This window comes from Oceanobacillus phoenicis (assembly GCF_047238145.1).
Lineage (GTDB): Bacteria > Bacillota > Bacilli > Bacillales > Amphibacillaceae > Oceanobacillus.
Genome location: NZ_JBDFME010000001.1, coordinates 2480903 through 2496986, shown reverse-complemented (window position 1 = coordinate 2496986; position 16084 = coordinate 2480903). Strand labels below are relative to the sequence as shown.

General features: G+C 35.2%; 16 protein-coding genes. 1 reads left to right on the top strand and 15 read right to left on the bottom strand.

Annotation, left to right across the window (positions count from 1 at the left end):
* Positions 1-77 precede the first annotated feature (77 nt).
* From greA to cymR, 15 genes are all read right to left on the bottom strand, one after another.
* Positions 78-554, bottom strand: coding sequence for a transcription elongation factor GreA (greA, locus tag ABC346_RS12335; protein ID WP_413235125.1), 477 nt, complete (start codon positions 552-554; stop codon positions 78-80).
* 127 nt (positions 555-681) lie between these two features.
* A complete protein-coding gene (gene udk / locus ABC346_RS12330; RefSeq protein WP_413235124.1) occupies positions 682-1314 on the bottom strand; it encodes a uridine kinase in 633 nt (210 codons plus the stop codon).
* A 13-nt stretch (positions 1315-1327) separates the two neighbouring features.
* Positions 1328-1978: an O-methyltransferase gene (locus ABC346_RS12325; protein WP_413235123.1), complete on the bottom strand. Its 651-nt coding sequence runs from the start codon at positions 1976-1978 to the stop codon at positions 1328-1330.
* A gap of 61 nt (positions 1979-2039) precedes the next feature.
* Positions 2040-3158, bottom strand: coding sequence for an endolytic transglycosylase MltG (mltG, locus tag ABC346_RS12320; protein WP_413235122.1), 1119 nt, complete (start codon positions 3156-3158; stop codon positions 2040-2042).
* A gap of 204 nt (positions 3159-3362) precedes the next feature.
* Positions 3363-3641: a DUF1292 domain-containing protein gene (locus ABC346_RS12315; RefSeq protein WP_413235121.1), complete on the bottom strand. Its 279-nt coding sequence runs from the start codon at positions 3639-3641 to the stop codon at positions 3363-3365.
* 128 nt (positions 3642-3769) lie between these two features.
* Positions 3770-4183, bottom strand: coding sequence for a Holliday junction resolvase RuvX (gene ruvX / locus ABC346_RS12310; protein WP_413235120.1), 414 nt, complete (start codon positions 4181-4183; stop codon positions 3770-3772).
* Complete coding sequence (locus tag ABC346_RS12305; protein ID WP_011066404.1) at positions 4180-4449, bottom strand: IreB family regulatory phosphoprotein; 270 nt, start codon at positions 4447-4449, stop codon at positions 4180-4182. The genes ruvX and ABC346_RS12305 overlap by 4 nt, the downstream gene beginning before the upstream one ends.
* 95 nt (positions 4450-4544) lie before the next feature.
* Positions 4545-7184, bottom strand: a complete 2640-nt coding sequence (alaS, locus tag ABC346_RS12300; protein WP_413235119.1) for an alanine--tRNA ligase — start codon at positions 7182-7184, stop codon at positions 4545-4547.
* A 315-nt stretch (positions 7185-7499) separates the two neighbouring features.
* Positions 7500-8567 carry an AI-2E family transporter gene (locus ABC346_RS12295; protein WP_413235118.1) on the bottom strand — a complete coding sequence of 356 codons (1068 nt, stop codon included), beginning with the start codon at positions 8565-8567 and terminating at the stop codon, positions 7500-7502.
* 44 nt (positions 8568-8611) lie between these two features.
* Positions 8612-8797: a hypothetical protein gene (locus ABC346_RS12290; RefSeq protein WP_413235117.1), complete on the bottom strand. Its 186-nt coding sequence runs from the start codon at positions 8795-8797 to the stop codon at positions 8612-8614.
* 66 nt (positions 8798-8863) lie between these two features.
* Positions 8864-11188: an SF1B family DNA helicase RecD2 gene (gene recD2, locus ABC346_RS12285; protein ID WP_413235116.1), complete on the bottom strand. Its 2325-nt coding sequence runs from the start codon at positions 11186-11188 to the stop codon at positions 8864-8866.
* A 34-nt stretch (positions 11189-11222) separates the two neighbouring features.
* Positions 11223-11888 (bottom strand): tetratricopeptide repeat protein, encoded by a 666-nt coding sequence (locus ABC346_RS12280; RefSeq protein WP_413235115.1) that lies wholly within the window; start codon positions 11886-11888, stop codon positions 11223-11225.
* Positions 11889-11903: 15 nt separating this feature from the next.
* Positions 11904-13019: a tRNA 2-thiouridine(34) synthase MnmA gene (gene mnmA / locus ABC346_RS12275; RefSeq protein WP_413235114.1), complete on the bottom strand. Its 1116-nt coding sequence runs from the start codon at positions 13017-13019 to the stop codon at positions 11904-11906.
* Between the two features lie 14 nt (positions 13020-13033).
* Complete coding sequence (locus tag ABC346_RS12270) at positions 13034-14176, bottom strand: cysteine desulfurase family protein (RefSeq protein ID WP_413235113.1); 1143 nt, start codon at positions 14174-14176, stop codon at positions 13034-13036.
* Between the two features lie 28 nt (positions 14177-14204).
* Complete coding sequence (gene cymR / locus ABC346_RS12265) at positions 14205-14624, bottom strand: cysteine metabolism transcriptional regulator CymR (RefSeq protein WP_413235112.1); 420 nt, start codon at positions 14622-14624, stop codon at positions 14205-14207.
* Between the two features lie 133 nt (positions 14625-14757).
* On the opposite strand from cymR, the gene ABC346_RS12260 reads away from it, so the two are divergent.
* Complete coding sequence (locus tag ABC346_RS12260; RefSeq protein ID WP_413235111.1) at positions 14758-16032, top strand: replication-associated recombination protein A; 1275 nt, start codon at positions 14758-14760, stop codon at positions 16030-16032.
* The last annotated feature ends 52 nt before the right edge of the window (positions 16033-16084 follow it).

The following is a 16084-nucleotide window of genomic DNA, read 5'->3' as shown; positions in this document are numbered from 1 at the left end:
TTATATTCGTATTTACTTCTATTCACTTATCAAAATGAAATGCCTATAAAGCATATCACTCTACAGGCATTTACTACTTACTCTACATTTGTAATTCGTACATCTATATCTCCACCCGGAGTTACTACGGTTACTTCTTCACCGATTTCTTTTCCTAATAAGCTTGTAGCCATTGGAGAATCATTAGAAATTTTCCCTTCAAACGGATCTGCTTCAGCGCTTCCTACAATTTTATAGGTTTCTTCATCACCATCAGGTAACTCCACAAAAGAAACTGATTTACCAAGTGATACAATATTAGGATTATCATTATCATTTTCTATAATTACAGCATTACGAATCATTTTTTCAACTTGCGTAATACGTTGCTCTACAAATGCCTGCTCATCTTTTGCAGCATCGTACTCCGAATTCTCAGATAGATCTCCGAAGTCACGAGCAACTTTAATGCGTTCTACAACTTCTTGTCTACGATCTGTTTTTAGATAATGTAATTCTTCCTCTAATTTATCTTTCCCCTCTTGTGTCATGTAATAGCTTTTTTCAACTGTCATCTCTCTACACTCCTTCTTTTCACTTTCCAATTAAATAAGTCTTACAACTTATGCTGGAAACATTTACAATATACTAATGCCTACTATGGCAGATTTATTATTAATTTTCAATATATCTTTCCGTTAATTATAACCCTCTAGACAATATTTTTTCTATTTTAGAAGCCATGATATCAATTGCAACATGGTTTTGTCCACCTTCAGGTATGATAATATCAGCATAACGTTTTGTTGGTTCAATAAATTGCAGGTGTGATGGGCGAACATTTTGGATATACTGATCGATTACCGAATCCAATGTTCTACCACGCTCCTTGATATCACGCATTAAACGACGAATAATTCGTAAATCTGCATCAGTATCAACATAAACCTTTATATCCATTAAATCAACTAATCGTGGATCTTCAAGTATTAATATACCTTCTACAATAATAACTTCTTTTGGTTCCACATGAATAATGTCTTTTGATCGTGTATGAATTTTATAATCATAAACAGGTTTTTCAATCGGTTCATTCTTCATTAATTGCTGCAAATGTTCTATCAATAAATCATTATCAAACGCCAATGGATGATCATAATTAGTATTCAATCTTTCTTCAAATGGTAAGTGACTCTGATCTTTATAATAATAATCCTGTTCTATTACCAGAATCGATGTTTCTGTAAATCGTTGACAAATGGAACGGGTGACAGAAGTTTTTCCTGATCCACTTCCTCCTGCTACTCCAATTACTACCGGTTTTTGCTTTGTCATTGCCTTGCTCCTCCTAATTTCCTTCTTCTTTCTTGTAACTAATTGCTACTCCATCACCAATTGGTAATATTGAGGTTTGATAATGTGAATGGTTCATTAGTTTTTCATTATAATCTCGTAATTTCTTTACCATACTACGAAAACGTTTAGGTGTCTCCTCTGGTGTTGCAACAAACCCTCTAAATAATACGTTGTCCGTAATGATTAATCCACCATTTTTCACCATTGAATCGGCTAGCTCTAAAAATCTGCCATATTGTCCTTTTGCCGCATCAATAAAAACCGTATCAAACTTCTCATGATTTTCCTTCAACTGGATCATTTCTTGCAAAGCATCTCCATGAATGACCTTTATGCAATCATTTTTGTTTAGCTTACTTATATTTTCGATTGCATCATTGTAACGTGTCTCATCCTTTTCAATGGTCACGATGGAAGCCTGGTGAGCATTTTCTTCCATTCGTAATGCCGAATAACCTATGGCAGTCCCAACCTCTAGAATCCGTTTTGGTTGGTGAATTTGTAACAATACTTGTACAAAATGCATGCTTGTTTTGTCCATAATCGGTATATTATTTTCTTCTGCAACAAGCTCAAGTTGCTCTGCCCATTCAGGAGAATTAGGAGTTAAACTTGCTAAATAATGTGATATCGTATCATCCATTGTATTCCCTCTCATCTAAATGAAAACGGAATGTGAAGAGATATTCTCTCCACAACTCCGTTTAATTAATATATTCTTCTCTATTCTCTACATGTTGTTCAAAATCCTCTGCGAAATGCAGATTTCCTTCTGAATCATGAAGGAAGTATAAGTAGTTAGATTCCTCTGGTTCAACCACTGCTTTTAACGAGTTTTCCGCAAAGTTAGAAATAGGTCCAATAGGAAGTGCCTCAACAAGATACGTATTATAAGGCGATTCTACTTCTAAATCTTCAAATGTAACTACTTCCTGATGTTCCCCTAATGCATACAGAACAGTAGGATCGGTTTGTAATTTCATTTCATCCTCTATACGGTTGTAGAAAACACCAGCAATTTGAGGACGTTGTTCCTCTGCGGCTGTTTCTTTTTCAATAATACTTGCAAATGTAATTGCTTCATGTATAGTAAATTCCGTTGATTCTACTTGCTCACGATAACGATTATATACAGTTTGGGTTTGTTGAAGCATTTTTTCAATAATTGTCTCGATGCTAGGATTCTCTTCATAGAAATCATAGGTAGACGCAAATAAATATCCTTCTAAAGGTGTTCGTATATCTTCTTGTAATATCTCTTCCGTTAATATATCCGGATACTTTTCAATTAATTCCTCTATATACACTTCATCGTTAATTCTTTCAAGAAATTCTTCTTTTGTAAAGTCTAAATTCTCACTATAGATCTCTGCAATTTGATCCACGGTTAAACCTTCAGGAATTGTAATTCTATGAGTTGCTTCCATAACCACTCTGCCTGTTTGCAGTGAATCAATAATTTCATTAAAATTCATGGCTGGAGTAAACGTATACTCCCCTGCTTGAAATTCCGTTAAATTATTGAACTTTGTATAGAAACGAAAAACTCTAGCATCTTTTATAATTCCGTTCTCTTCTAGTGTATTCGCAATCGTTGATGTTGACGAGCCCATAGGAATTTCTACAGTAACTTCTTCTTCACTGTCAGGGTCTACAGGTTTTAAAGAACTACTAATATATAAATAACCTGAAATTCCACCAATAATTAATATGAGCACCATTGCGATAATAATTATGGATACAATTTTTCTAACAGTAGAAGCCTCTTCTGCACGTTTTTTCATATTATAAAAGAAGCCACCCTGCTTTTCTTTATTCGACACTATGTATCCCCCTTCCATCCGCTATATTATACTAAAAAACGCCAACATATTCCATTATTATATCAAAAGCTTCATAAATCGGGCTTGAGCCGTACAAACTCAAGACCACGTCTGTCAGAGATATAGGAAACAAGAAGGTGTTTAGAGGTTAACATATAAAAAGCTGATGCCCATAAAGGCACCAGCTTACAATATTTTGTTGTATTAAGCTTCTTCTTCTTCAGCTAAAGTGTTTAACATTTCTTCTACCATTTGCCATTCGTCATCAGATTCAATTGGGAAAAGTGTAAAGTCTTCATTGTCTTGTTCTTCAAATCGAAATGCATATACCTCAACTTCTTCTTCTTCAGCTTGTTCAGCAGGTACTACTGCGATGTAGGATTGTTCCGTTTCATCTACATCGAACGTAAACAACACTTCAAATAAATGCTCGTCCCCATTTTCATCTGGAATAATAATTCGTTCTTTTTCTTCTAAAGTCATATGGATCCTCCTTTTTAGCAGATTAACTGGATGTATGACCTCATTTCAAGAATTGTAATTAAGAAGGTCAACATCAGAGTAAAAGCCTGATTCGTTCAACAAACAATTGAATTTAGTAGGAATAAACTTTATTTTTGATCCAAGTATCCCTGTAAAATCATGACAGCAGCCATTTTATCAATAACTTTTTTCCGCTTACTACGACTCATATCTGCTTCTAGTAGAACACGTTCAGCTGCCATTGTTGTTAAACGTTCATCCCATAAATCAACGGGAATTGAAAATACTTTTTCAACATGTTTGGCATAACGTTGAGATGCTTCTCCTCGCTCACCAATTGTACCATTCATGTTTTTAGGCAATCCAATAATAGCTTTTCCTATTTCATGTTCATTTATTATTTTTGCTAATTCTTCATCGGCAGAGGACAAATCATTTTCATCCCATCGAATGGTTTTTATTCCTTGAGCAGTCCACCCTAACGCATCACTAACTGCAACACCAATCGTTTTTGAGCCGACATCTAAGCCAATTATTTTCATTTAGTCTCCCTGTTCTGTTCTAGATAAAACTTAACAAGTTCTTCAATTACTTCATCACGTTCTACCTTACGAATTAAATTTCTGGCATCGTTATACCGCGGGATATACGCAGGGTCACCAGATAATAAATACCCTACAATCTGATTGATCGGGTTGTATCCTTTCTCTTGCAGTGATTCATGTACTGTCATCAAGATTTCTTTAATATCTTGATCAAATGGTTCTTCTGAAAAATTGAATTTCATCGTTTTATCAATTGAACTCATCGTGACACCTCATCCCAATTTGCCTTCTACAAATATTTTAACATGTTTGTGGTTATTATTATACTTTTTTCCTAATCAACATACAACCATCAAGATTATTTGACGTTTTCTGCTATATAATGCTCGACAGATTGGAGAGCTTCTTTGATTTTAGAAGGGTCTTTTCCTCCTGCTTGAGCCATATCTGGACGGCCACCACCACCACCGCCACAAACAATAGCAGCCTGTTTCACAATATTTCCAGCATGCATGTTCTTATCTAACATATCTTTTGTTACCCCAGCTACTAGTTGAACTTTACCATTGTTTTCAGCCGCAAGTAAAATAACTCCTGAAGAAAGTTTTTGTTTCAATTCATCCATCATCGAACGTAATTGATTCATATCTTTCACGTTCACTTCTTGTGCAAGTAAAGGCACCCCAGAAATATCTTTTACTTCATCAAGAATCGAAGACGCTTCTAAGTTAGATAACTTAGCACTTAACGAATCTACTTGTTTTTGTGTTTCTTTTAATTCAACCTGTAATCCTTCAATACGTTCAGGTAATTGTTCATCTGTAGTTTTTAATTTTTGAGCACTGTTATCTAAAAGATCCAATTTTGTATTTAAATATTCATATGCCTGTTTACTTGTCACAGCTTCGATACGACGTGTTCCTGCTCCGATTCCTGATTCCTGTACAATTTTAAACAAACCAATTTCCGAAGTATTTATTACATGACACCCACCACATAATTCAATACTATAGTCACCAATTTGAACAACACGAACAATATCACCGTATTTCTCACCAAATAAAGCCATTGCACCCATTTCTTTTGCCTCGTCAATTTTCTTACTATCAATTGCTACAGGTAAGGACTCCCAAATTTTTTCATTTACTTTTTGTTCGATTTGCTGTAATTCTTCTGTTGTAACACGATGAAAATGAGAGAAATCAAATCGAAGTCTTTCTGGACGTACTAGTGATCCTGCTTGGTTTACATGACTGCCTAATACATCTTTTAGTGCTTGATGTAATAAATGGGTAGCTGTATGGTTCTTAATGACATGATTTCGGAAAGTTGTTTCCACAGCAGCATGAATAGATTCATTTAGTTTGAAACTACCTTCTTTTACTTCGATTTGGTGGATATGATGTCCATTTGGTGACTTCTGAACATCGGAAACATAGGCAGAAGCATTTTCTGTATACATCCATCCATTATCAGCTACTTGTCCACCACTCTCTGCATAAAACGGTGTTTCTTTTAAGAAGACGTACAGTATATCTCCCTGATTTGCTTCTTCAACTTGCTTCTTATCTTTTATTATCGCTTCAATAGTAGTTTCCTTATGCAATTGATCATAGCCAATAAACGTACTATCTACTTTTGTCTCAGTAAAAATCGTATCTTGCACTTGCATAGAATCAACCTTTTGACGTGCGCTTCTTGCACGCTCTCGTTGTTTGGACATTTCTTTTTCGTAACCAGATTGATTCACAGTAAAGCCTAGTTGCTCCACATATTCTTCTGTTAACTCTTTCGGGAATCCATACGTATCATAAAGGCGGAATACTTCTTCTCCAGGGAATACCTCGCTTCCCTTTTTACGTTCTTCTTCTATGATGGATGTTAGGATGTTTAATCCATCATTTAGTGTCTCGTGAAATCGCTCTTCTTCCACTTTAATAACGTTAGAAATATAATCGGTATCTTTTTGAACTTCTGGATAAAAATCTTTCATTATGTCTCCTACTACTGATACTAACTGGTACATAAATGGTTGATTAATACCTAAGTCCTTCGCAAATCTTACTGCACGGCGAATTAATCGACGAAGAACGTAACCTCTACCTTCATTAGAAGGCATTGCTCCATCTCCAATAGCAAAACTAACAGTTCGAATATGATCTGCAATTACTTTAAAGGAAGTGTCTTCTGCATCCGAGTTACCAAATTTTCGGTTAGAAATACGTTCTGTTTCACGAATAATTGGCATAAATAAATCTGTTTCAAAATTAGTTGGTACTTGTTGGATAATAGATACCAAACGTTCTAATCCCATTCCAGTATCAATATTTTTCTTAGGAAGTGGGGTATACGTGTCATCTGGATTATGGTTAAATTGAGAAAATACAAGGTTCCAAACTTCTAAATAGCGGTTATTTTCTCCTCCAGGATAAAGTTCAGGATCATTTGAATCATTACCATATGACTCTCCGCGGTCATAAAAAATTTCTGTATTCGGACCACTTGGTCCTTCACCAATATCCCAAAAGTTTTCTTCGATACGAATAATACGTTCTTTTGGAATTCCGATGTCATTTAACCAAATATCATACGCTTCATCATCTTCCGGATGAACAGTAACAGAAAGTAATGCTTCATCAAAACCAATCCATTTTTCATCCGTTAAGAATTCCCATGCCCATTCTATTGCCTCTTTTTTAAAATAATCTCCAATTGAGAAATTACCTAGCATTTCAAAGAATGTATGATGCCTTGCCGTAAAACCAACATTTTCAATATCATTGGTACGAATGGACTTTTGTGCATTAACAATTCGAGGGTTTTCTGGAATAACTCTACCATCAAAGTATTTTTTTAATGTAGCTACTCCACTATTTATCCATAATAATGTAGGGTCTTCGTGAGGTACAAGTGATGCACTTGGCTCTACAGAATGTCCTTCCTCTTTGAAAAAATCGATAAACATTTGTCTAATTTCTGCTGACGTTAGTGACTTCATTTTTTTATCCTCCTTCTAAACTTATCGCCCAATAAAAAAATCCCCTCTCTGCATCATGCAGGGACGAGATATCGCGGTACCACCCTAATTATGGATAAAGTTTAATTATCCACCACTTGAGTCATGTTAACGGTGTGATACCGACGGTGATTAGCCGTACTCAGGCATAGCTTTCCATGAAAATTGCTCTAGTGTTCCTTTCAGCCTTAGGGAACGCCTCTCTTTAAAAAAACTACAGTCATGTACTTTTACCTTCTACGTGATAAGCCTTATTATGCTAGCGCAATTATATAAAATTTAATCATAATAGTCAATCTAGGTACGTCGGAATTCATTAAATTGCTCAACGGCAACTTTTATGATCATCAGAATTGGTACAGCCATGATCATTCCCCAAATTCCTCCAAGTTGACTACCTAGTAATAGTGCAAAAATAATTGCCACTGGATGAATTCGAATTGTTTTCCCCATAATATATGGTGATAATAAGTTGCTTTCGATAATTTGCAATATAAATATCGCTAATATAACAAGTAAAACCTTTCCGCCATCCCCTGCTGTATAAGCAATTGTAATTGCAGGGAAGGCTCCAATAATTGGACCAAAATAAGGGATAATATTTACAATCGCCAATATAATCGCTAATAATAATGCATAGGGTATCTTCATCATCATAAATAACAGAAATGATGCAATTCCTACAAACAAACTAACGATTAATTGACCTCTGATATATCCTCCTAATCCTTTGTCCAGCTCTTTCATTAACCCCTTCGTATCATCTCGATACCGGAAAGGTATAAACTTCCCCAAAAAAGAAAAGATTTGTTTAAAGTCTTTTAAAAAGTAAAAGACAAGAACAGGAATAACGGTAATAATAATCACTTTGTCCATTAAACCGTCAAAGCCACCAACTAAATTCGAAAGTAATTGATCTACTCGTGATTCAATCGATGCTATCATATCGTCCATTCGGTCATGGACACCTTCAGGAAGAAAAGAAGTATAATCATAAATTTGTAATATTAAACGTTCATAAAGTGAAAAGAACTCCGGTATATTTTTACTTATTTCAGTTATTTGCTGAACAATAACTGGATACCCCAAATAAATCGACAAACCAACTCCACCAAAGAAAATAAGATAGATAAGTAGAATAGCTATTCCTCGATGAATACGAAGTTGATGTAATTTCTCAATGACTGGATGTAATAAATAAGTAATTAACATTGCTATAATAAATGGAATTAATAGTTTTCCAACAAACGTAAAGAATCCGCTATAATAGGGCACAGTTATAACAAATAAATAAAAAAAGATAATGACTAAGATACCTATTACGAGATAGTAGACGATTGTTTTCCGGTCAAATTTCTTCCACATAAATACACTCCTCAGCTATTTTTCATTTTAAAGCTGGGAGTATATCACAAGCGTCGTTCTTCCAATGTAAATAGATCATCTAATGAGCTTAAGCTACCATCTGATTCAATTTGGTTAACGTTGATTTGATCACCGGATACAGTCAATTCGATACAGCAAGACCAGCAATAATAGTCTTGGGAACCAATTTTACCAATTTGCTTTCCATGACAATTTGGGCAACGTAGCATATATATCCCCTCTTTTATAGAATTATTGCTACTATCTTTGCCCAATTAAATTATAATTATACCTGGTTACATAAAGTCATATGGAGATACTTCTTCATCATCTTGTTGGACTTCTACCTTTACAGGTTCATTTTCTATTCTTGAGACTAAAGCATCCTTTAATGAAGTATTCCGTTGATTTGTATCTTTGGTGTTTACGCCTTTTATAAAAGCGGATTGTTCTCCACATATAATCAGTGATTCTTTACTTCTTGTTATCGCAGTATATAATAAATTTTTTCTTAACATACGGTGATGTGCATATACAACCGGTAATAGTACGATCGGAAATTCACTTCCTTGCGATTTATGAATCGATATACAAAAAGCGTGTGTAAAATTATTATAGTCCTTACGAATAAAAACAACTTCGCGATCTTCAAAAGCAATAACAATTTGCTCTTCATGTTCTGTGTTCTCTTCTGGGTTGAATATCGCTACAATCTCACCAATATCTCCATTATAAACACCATCTTCGGGTTGATTGACAAGTTGAATGACACGGTCGCCAGTACGGTAAATGACATCTTGGTAATGAATCTCTCTATGCTTCTCTGTTGGTGGGTTTATTAATTTTTGCAGTTCCTGGTTAATGATATTAATTCCTGCTTGGGAACGATACATAGGAGCTAAAATTTGAATATTATTCAAATCAATTCCTTTTGCTTTTGCTTTTTTCATAATAGAAGATATAACTTCAATCATTTGAGATTCTCTACATGAGATAAAACTAAAATCTCGATCATTAGATAAAGAATCTACTGTACAATTGTCTTGTTTAATTTCATGAGCTAACTGAATGATTTTTGAGCCCTCTTTTTGCCGATACACCTCTTGAAGAGAGATTGTTGGTAACAAGTTACTATGCATAAGATCCGTTAAAACTTGTCCTGGACCTACAGACGGAAGTTGATCTTCATCACCTACTAATAACACCTGCATATCTGCTGGTATAGCTTTGAACAAATGATTTGCTAACCAAATATCAACCATAGAAAATTCATCTACTATTAATAACTTTCCATCAATTTGTTCATGTTCATCTTTTTCAAAGCTCCCAATCCCGTTCCAACCTAATAATCGATGTATGGTTACTGCAGGTATTCCTGTGGATTCTGTCATACGCTTTGCAGCTCTACCTGTAGGAGCTGTAAGTACAAATGGAAAATCTGATTTATTCTTATAATCTTTTGGATCTAAAGATAATTTTTGCAAGGCAGCATACGCTTTTAAAATCCCTTTTATCACAGTCGTTTTTCCTGTTCCAGGCCCGCCTGTTAATATCATTAATTTAGAATGAATTGCATGATTAATAGCATCAAATTGTTCTTTTCCGTAACTTAAGACTTCTTCTTCTTCAATCGAACCAATAATCTTTAACATTTCTGCCATAGGAATATTTTCTTCCATTGGATTATCTAAAATTCGCTTTAGGTTAGCAGCGAAACCATCTTCTGCATAGTAAAGGGAAGGTAGATAAACCTTTTCATCAATGACGATAATTTTCTTTGCTGTATTTAAATGATTGAAAACTTGAGAAACTATCTCTATATCACTTGCTGCAATACGTAATAAATCAACCACTTCCTCAAGGCACGTTCGCAGAGGCATATAAACGTGACCAGATTGAATGGCTCGCTGTAAAACAAAGATAATTCCTGCCCCAATTCTACTTTCATGTGTTCCCGCTATACCCTGTTGAGTAGCTATTTGATCTGCTGTTCGAAAACCAAATCCTTCAATATCAAACACAAACTGATATGGATCTTGTTTTAGTAATTCTATGGCTTCATCCTTATATGTTTGATATATAACTTGAGCCATTTTCAATCCTATTCCATAGGTCGCCAAATGAACAGCAACATGTTCAAAGCCTTGGTTTTCCTTAAGTCGATTTGACAGTCGTTCCGCTGTTTCATTGGATAATCCTTTAATTCCTTTTAAAGTATCATCATTATCTAAAATCTTTGATATTGCCTGTTCACCTAGTTTATCTACAATTCTCTCTGCAGTTCTTTTTCCTACGCCATAAAAGAGATCGCTTGATAAATAACTTATCAAACCATCTCTTGAACTTGGTATTATTGTTTCATATGACTGAACCTTTAATTGTGTTCCGTACCGTGGATGCTTTTCTAATTCACCATAAAAACAATACGCAGTCTGTTCTTGAAGGGTATCAAAATATCCTTTTACAATAATTTCTTTATCCTCATAAGCCAAATTCGTATCATCTATTTCGACACGAACAATCGAAAAATGTTCGGCTGCATTTTGAAATATTGTAGCAAGAACGGTACCTTTAGCGTATAAAGGCATATTTTGTTCTTCGGACATAATTTGTTCTGTCATTTTAATAACCCCTTAAAAATATACCCTTTTATCTTTACTCCTGATCTGCTAAAAATGCCAATACCGTTTTTTTACCATTTGCAGCCAGCACATGATCAGGTTGAATCTCCAATGCCTGTTCAAAATAACGCATTGCATCAGTAGCATTATCATGGAATAGTGAAATAACACCTAAATTATAATAAGCATCACTATGTTCTTCATTGAGCTTTAGAACTTGTAAAAATGTTTTTTCAGCTTCGTCTAGATATTCCAATTGAGCAAGAGCAAGACCATATTGGAATAATATTATTTCATCGTTCTTAGAGAGTTCCGTCGCACGCAATAAATATGGTAGGGACAGTTTGATTTGTTCATCGTTCTTCAAACTCATTCCAAGCATAAAGTAAGCATCGCTTTCTTCTAAACCTTGTTCAACTGCTTGCTTAAAATACTGCTGTGCTTGAGAGAACAATTCTTTATCAAAATATAAGTTCCCTAATGCGTAATAAGCCGTCGCAGCGTGTTTATCTAGTTCAATGGCTTTTTCAAAAAAACGTTTTGCTCGCTCAGTGTCATTTAACTGGAGTAATAAGTTCCCAAAATTTATATAACCGGTTGGGTCTTCTGGATTTTGTTCAATTACTTCATTAAAAAGAGCTGCTGCTTCTTGATACTTATTCTCTTTCATTAGACTAATTGCTTGTTGGTTCTTGTCCATTATTGATTCACCCATTTATCCTACATAATCTAATTTGTGGTCATTTTTAATAATTGTATCTATAGTTCCTCCACCAAGACATACATCACCGTCATAAAATACAACTGCTTGCCCTGGAGTAATTGCCCGTTGGTCTTCCATAAATGCTACATATACTTCATTATCTGATCTCACAGTTACATTTACTTCACTATCTTGTTGACGATAACGGAATTTAGCAGTACATGTAAATGAATCTGTGATTTTGTCTGGCTGAATCCAGTTAATGTCTGTAGCTACAAGTGCATTTGAATATAGATAATCATTTTCATATCCTTGACCAACATATAAAATATTGTCAGTTAGATTTTTACCTACCACAAACCATGGATCCCCTGATCCCCCGATACCAAGGCCCTGACGTTGACCAAGTGTGTAATACATTAAACCATCATGTGTACCTTTTACATTACCATCTAATGTTTGCATTTTACCTGGCTGTGCTGGAAGATATTCACTTAGAAATTCCTTGAAATTCCGTTCACCAATAAAACAAATACCGGTAGAATCTTTTTTCTCTGCCGTTACTAATCCATGTTCTTTTGCAATTTTACGAACTTCTGATTTTGGTAAATGACCTAATGGAAACATCACTTTTTTTAGTACATCTTCAGATAATTGATTTAAGAAGTATGTTTGATCCTTATTATCATCATTACCTCTCAGCATTTCGACACGTCCGTCTTCATCTCGACGAACTTGTGCATAATGCCCGGTTGCTAAATAATCTGCTCCTAGAGCTAATGCATGATCTAAAAATGCTTTGAATTTAATCTCTTTATTACACATAACATCCGGGTTCGGTGTTCTTCCTGCTTTATATTCATCTAAAAAGTACGTAAATACTTTATCCCAATATTGTTTTTCAAAATTAACGGAATAGTACGGAATATCCAATTGATTACAAACACGTACAACATCATCAAAATCTTCCGTAGCTGTACATACACCAAATTCATCAGTATCATCCCAATTCTTCATGAAGATACCTACAACATCATAGCCTTGTTTTTTTAGTAGTAAAGCAGCTACAGAAGAATCAACGCCTCCGCTCATTCCAACAACTACGCGTATATCTTTGTTATTTTTCATGATCGTTCCTTCCTTTATTTAATTAATCTCTTCACAACCTTAACGATTCGATTACTTGCTTCTTGTATATTTTCCAATGAATTCATGCTACCAAAACTAAATCGAATAGAATTCGTTGTAATTGGGTTTCCTTCACCATGCATCGCCGCTAATACGTGAGAAGGCTCAACACTCCCGGCCGTACATGCACTTCCACTTGAAGCAGCAACACCATCAAGATCGAAATTAGTTAACATCGCTTCTACATTAGCTCCATTAAAACTAATATTAATAATCGATGGAATCGTGTGCTCTTTATCTCCATTAATAGAAAATGCTATATTATTTTCTTCTAATGTTTGAATAATGATTTGTTTATACGATTGATAACGATTCAAACGTTCATTCTTATTTTGCATTGATAATTCAACCGCTTTTTGAAATCCTATGACTCCAGGTATATTCTCTGTTCCAGCACGACGCTTCCGCTCCTGTTCGCCACCATATGACACTGCGTTTATAGCTGTGCCTTCTCTCACATACAGAAAACCGATTCCTTTTGGCCCATTAATTTTGTGAGCAGAAGTAGTTAATAAGTCAATGCCTAGTTGATCAACATCAATATCTAATAAACCATAAGCTTGCACCGCATCCGTATGAAAATATGCTTGATGTGATTGCAATCGTTGACCTATCTCTTCAATTGGCTGAATCACACCAGTTTCATTATTTACAAACATTACCGATACAAGTATTGTCTCATCCGTTAAAGCTTGTTCTAAATCTTCTATATTAACTCGTCCTGTTTCATCTACTGGTAAGTAAGACACGGTAAAACCTTGTTTTTCTAGTTCTTCTGCAGTATGAAGTGTAGCATGATGTTCTTGTACAGTGGTAATAATATGCCTACCCTTGTGCACATTCGCTTTTGCTGTTCCAATTAACGCTAAATTATCTGCTTCTGTTCCACCACTCGTAAAGATAATTTCTTTCTCTTTTGCATGAATAGATTGTGCAAGAACTCTTCTCGCTTGATCAAGATGTTGTCTAGCTTTTCTTCCAAACGAATGAACACTTGAAGCATTACCTACAACATCTTGATAAATAGGTACCATTGCTTGCACAACCTCATTGGCAATTGGTGTAGTAGCTGCATGATCTAAATATATAGGTTGCATGATAAAAAACCCTTTCCCTCTAGGCTATTTAAATATAAAACATATACGAATCACGTGGTTCATCATTTTCATGATCTACTAAATCTTGTAACGTAGTTTTATCTAAAACATCTTTAACCGCATCTCGTATACTTAACCACAAGGACTGTTGAGCTGGTTTTTCTTCTTCCATTCCTTCTACAATAGTTAAAGGGCCTTCAAGAACTCTCAAGACGTCACTTGCTGTAATCGATTTTGGTTCTCTCGATAACATATATCCACCATAAGCTCCACGCACACTCTTTACTAAACCTGCATTTCTTAGTGGAGAAGCTAACTGCTCTAAATAATGCTCTGAAAGATTATTTTCTTTTGCAATCATTTTCAAAGAAGTTGGACCTTCTCCGTAATGAAGTGCTAACTCAATCATAATCGTTAAACCATATCTACCTTTTGTTGATATCTTCATTTATGGACACCTCAAATTCTTCGTTCCTAATTCATTCTACATGTTATTATATCATGACAACCATCCTCTTGCATTTCAGTAGAATCCACTATAAGCTTGAAGGATAAAATAGAAATAAAAAGGACGATTTATCATGAATCATCAACCGCTCGCATATCGTATGCGCCCGAAAAACATAGATGAAATTATAGGACAAGAACACCTTGTAGGTCAAGGGAAAATAATTGACAGGATGGTAAAAGCAAACATGTTATCATCCATGATTCTTTTTGGACCACCAGGGACGGGGAAAACTTCTATGGCTTACGCTCTGGCAAATAGTGTCGGTCTTCCTTTAAAAATATTAAATGCGGTAACGGATAAAAAGAAAGATATGGAAATAGTAGTAGAAGAAGCAAAAATGAGAGGACAGATGGTACTTATTCTCGACGAAGTACATCGACTAGACAAAGCAAAACAAGATTTTCTACTCCCTCATTTAGAGAGCAACTTACTAACTTTGATTGGTTGTACAACGAGTAATCCGTATCACTCTATTAATCCGGCAATACGAAGCCGCTGTCATTTATTCGAACTACATGGTTTAACGATTGCGAACGTAAAAACTGCATTACATCGTGCAATAGTACAACATAATGAAACCTCTCAATATGATCTTCATATAGAGGAAAATGCACTTGAACATCTGGCTTTAGCAGCGAATGGAGATTTACGCTCATCATTAAATGGTTTAGAGTTAGCGATAAGCTCGACGCCACCAACGGAAGCTGGCATCATCGAGTTAACAATAGATATCGCAGAAGAATGTATGCAAAAAAAATCCTTTTCACATGATAAAGATGGGGATGCGCATTATGATGTTTTATCCGCCTTTCAAAAGTCAATACGCGGAAGTGATGTAGATGCGTCACTTCATTACTTAAGTCGTTTAATTGAGGCTGGAGACCTCGATAGTATTGCAAGACGTATGATTGTAATTGCATATGAAGATATCGGGCTCGCTAACCCGCAAGCTGGTCCAAGAGCAGTAGCTGCTGTACAGGCTGCAGAACGATTAGGATTTCCTGAAGCTCGTATACCTCTTGCAAATGTTGTTGTAGAACTTGCATTATCTCCCAAATCGAACACTGCCTATAAAGCTTTAGACGCAGCATTAAGTGATTTAAGAAGTGGTAGAAGCGGCGATGTCCCTGCTCATCTGAAAGATTCTCACTATAAAGGAGCAGAAAAATTAGGAAGAGGACAAGAATATTTATATCCTCATAATTATCCTGGTGCTTGGGTAGATCAACAATATCTTCCTGACTCTATCAAAAACCGAATCTATTATTCGCCAAAAGATACAGGTAAGTTTGAAAAAGCGCTAAAACAAGTTTATGAAAAAATTCAACGAGATAGGAAGAATTAACGTATATTAACACTTCTTTCCGGAAACAATAGAAACTACTATACACAATTTC

Bases quoted from the DNA above. Each gene is read 5' to 3' on its own strand.
- ABC346_RS12305 (WP_011066404.1), bottom strand. From the start codon at position 4,449: ATGAGTTCAATTGATAAAACGATGAAATTCAATTTTTCAGAAGAACCA.
- ABC346_RS12280 (WP_413235115.1), bottom strand. From the start codon at position 11,888: ATGGACAAGAACCAACAAGCAATTAGTCTAATGAAAGAGAATAAGTAT.
- mnmA (WP_413235114.1), bottom strand. From the start codon at position 13,019: ATGAAAAATAACAAAGATATACGCGTAGTTGTTGGAATGAGCGGAGGC.
- ABC346_RS12325 (WP_413235123.1), bottom strand. From the start codon at position 1,978: ATGGATGATACGATATCACATTATTTAGCAAGTTTAACTCCTAATTCT.
- cymR (WP_413235112.1), bottom strand. From the start codon at position 14,624: ATGAAGATATCAACAAAAGGTAGATATGGTTTAACGATTATGATTGAG.
- alaS (WP_413235119.1), bottom strand. From the start codon at position 7,184: ATGAAGTCACTAACGTCAGCAGAAATTAGACAAATGTTTATCGATTTT.
- ABC346_RS12270 (WP_413235113.1), bottom strand. From the start codon at position 14,176: ATGCAACCTATATATTTAGATCATGCAGCTACTACACCAATTGCCAAT.
- ABC346_RS12260 (WP_413235111.1), top strand. From the start codon at position 14,758: ATGAATCATCAACCGCTCGCATATCGTATGCGCCCGAAAAACATAGAT.
- greA (WP_413235125.1), bottom strand. From the start codon at position 554: ATGACAGTTGAAAAAAGCTATTACATGACACAAGAGGGGAAAGATAAA.
- udk (WP_413235124.1), bottom strand. From the start codon at position 1,314: ATGACAAAGCAAAAACCGGTAGTAATTGGAGTAGCAGGAGGAAGTGGA.
- ABC346_RS12295 (WP_413235118.1), bottom strand. From the start codon at position 8,567: ATGTGGAAGAAATTTGACCGGAAAACAATCGTCTACTATCTCGTAATA.
- recD2 (WP_413235116.1), bottom strand. From the start codon at position 11,188: ATGACAGAACAAATTATGTCCGAAGAACAAAATATGCCTTTATACGCT.
- ABC346_RS12315 (WP_413235121.1), bottom strand. From the start codon at position 3,641: ATGACTTTAGAAGAAAAAGAACGAATTATTATTCCAGATGAAAATGGG.
- ruvX (WP_413235120.1), bottom strand. From the start codon at position 4,183: ATGAAAATAATTGGCTTAGATGTCGGCTCAAAAACGATTGGTGTTGCA.
- ABC346_RS12290 (WP_413235117.1), bottom strand. From the start codon at position 8,797: ATGCTACGTTGCCCAAATTGTCATGGAAAGCAAATTGGTAAAATTGGT.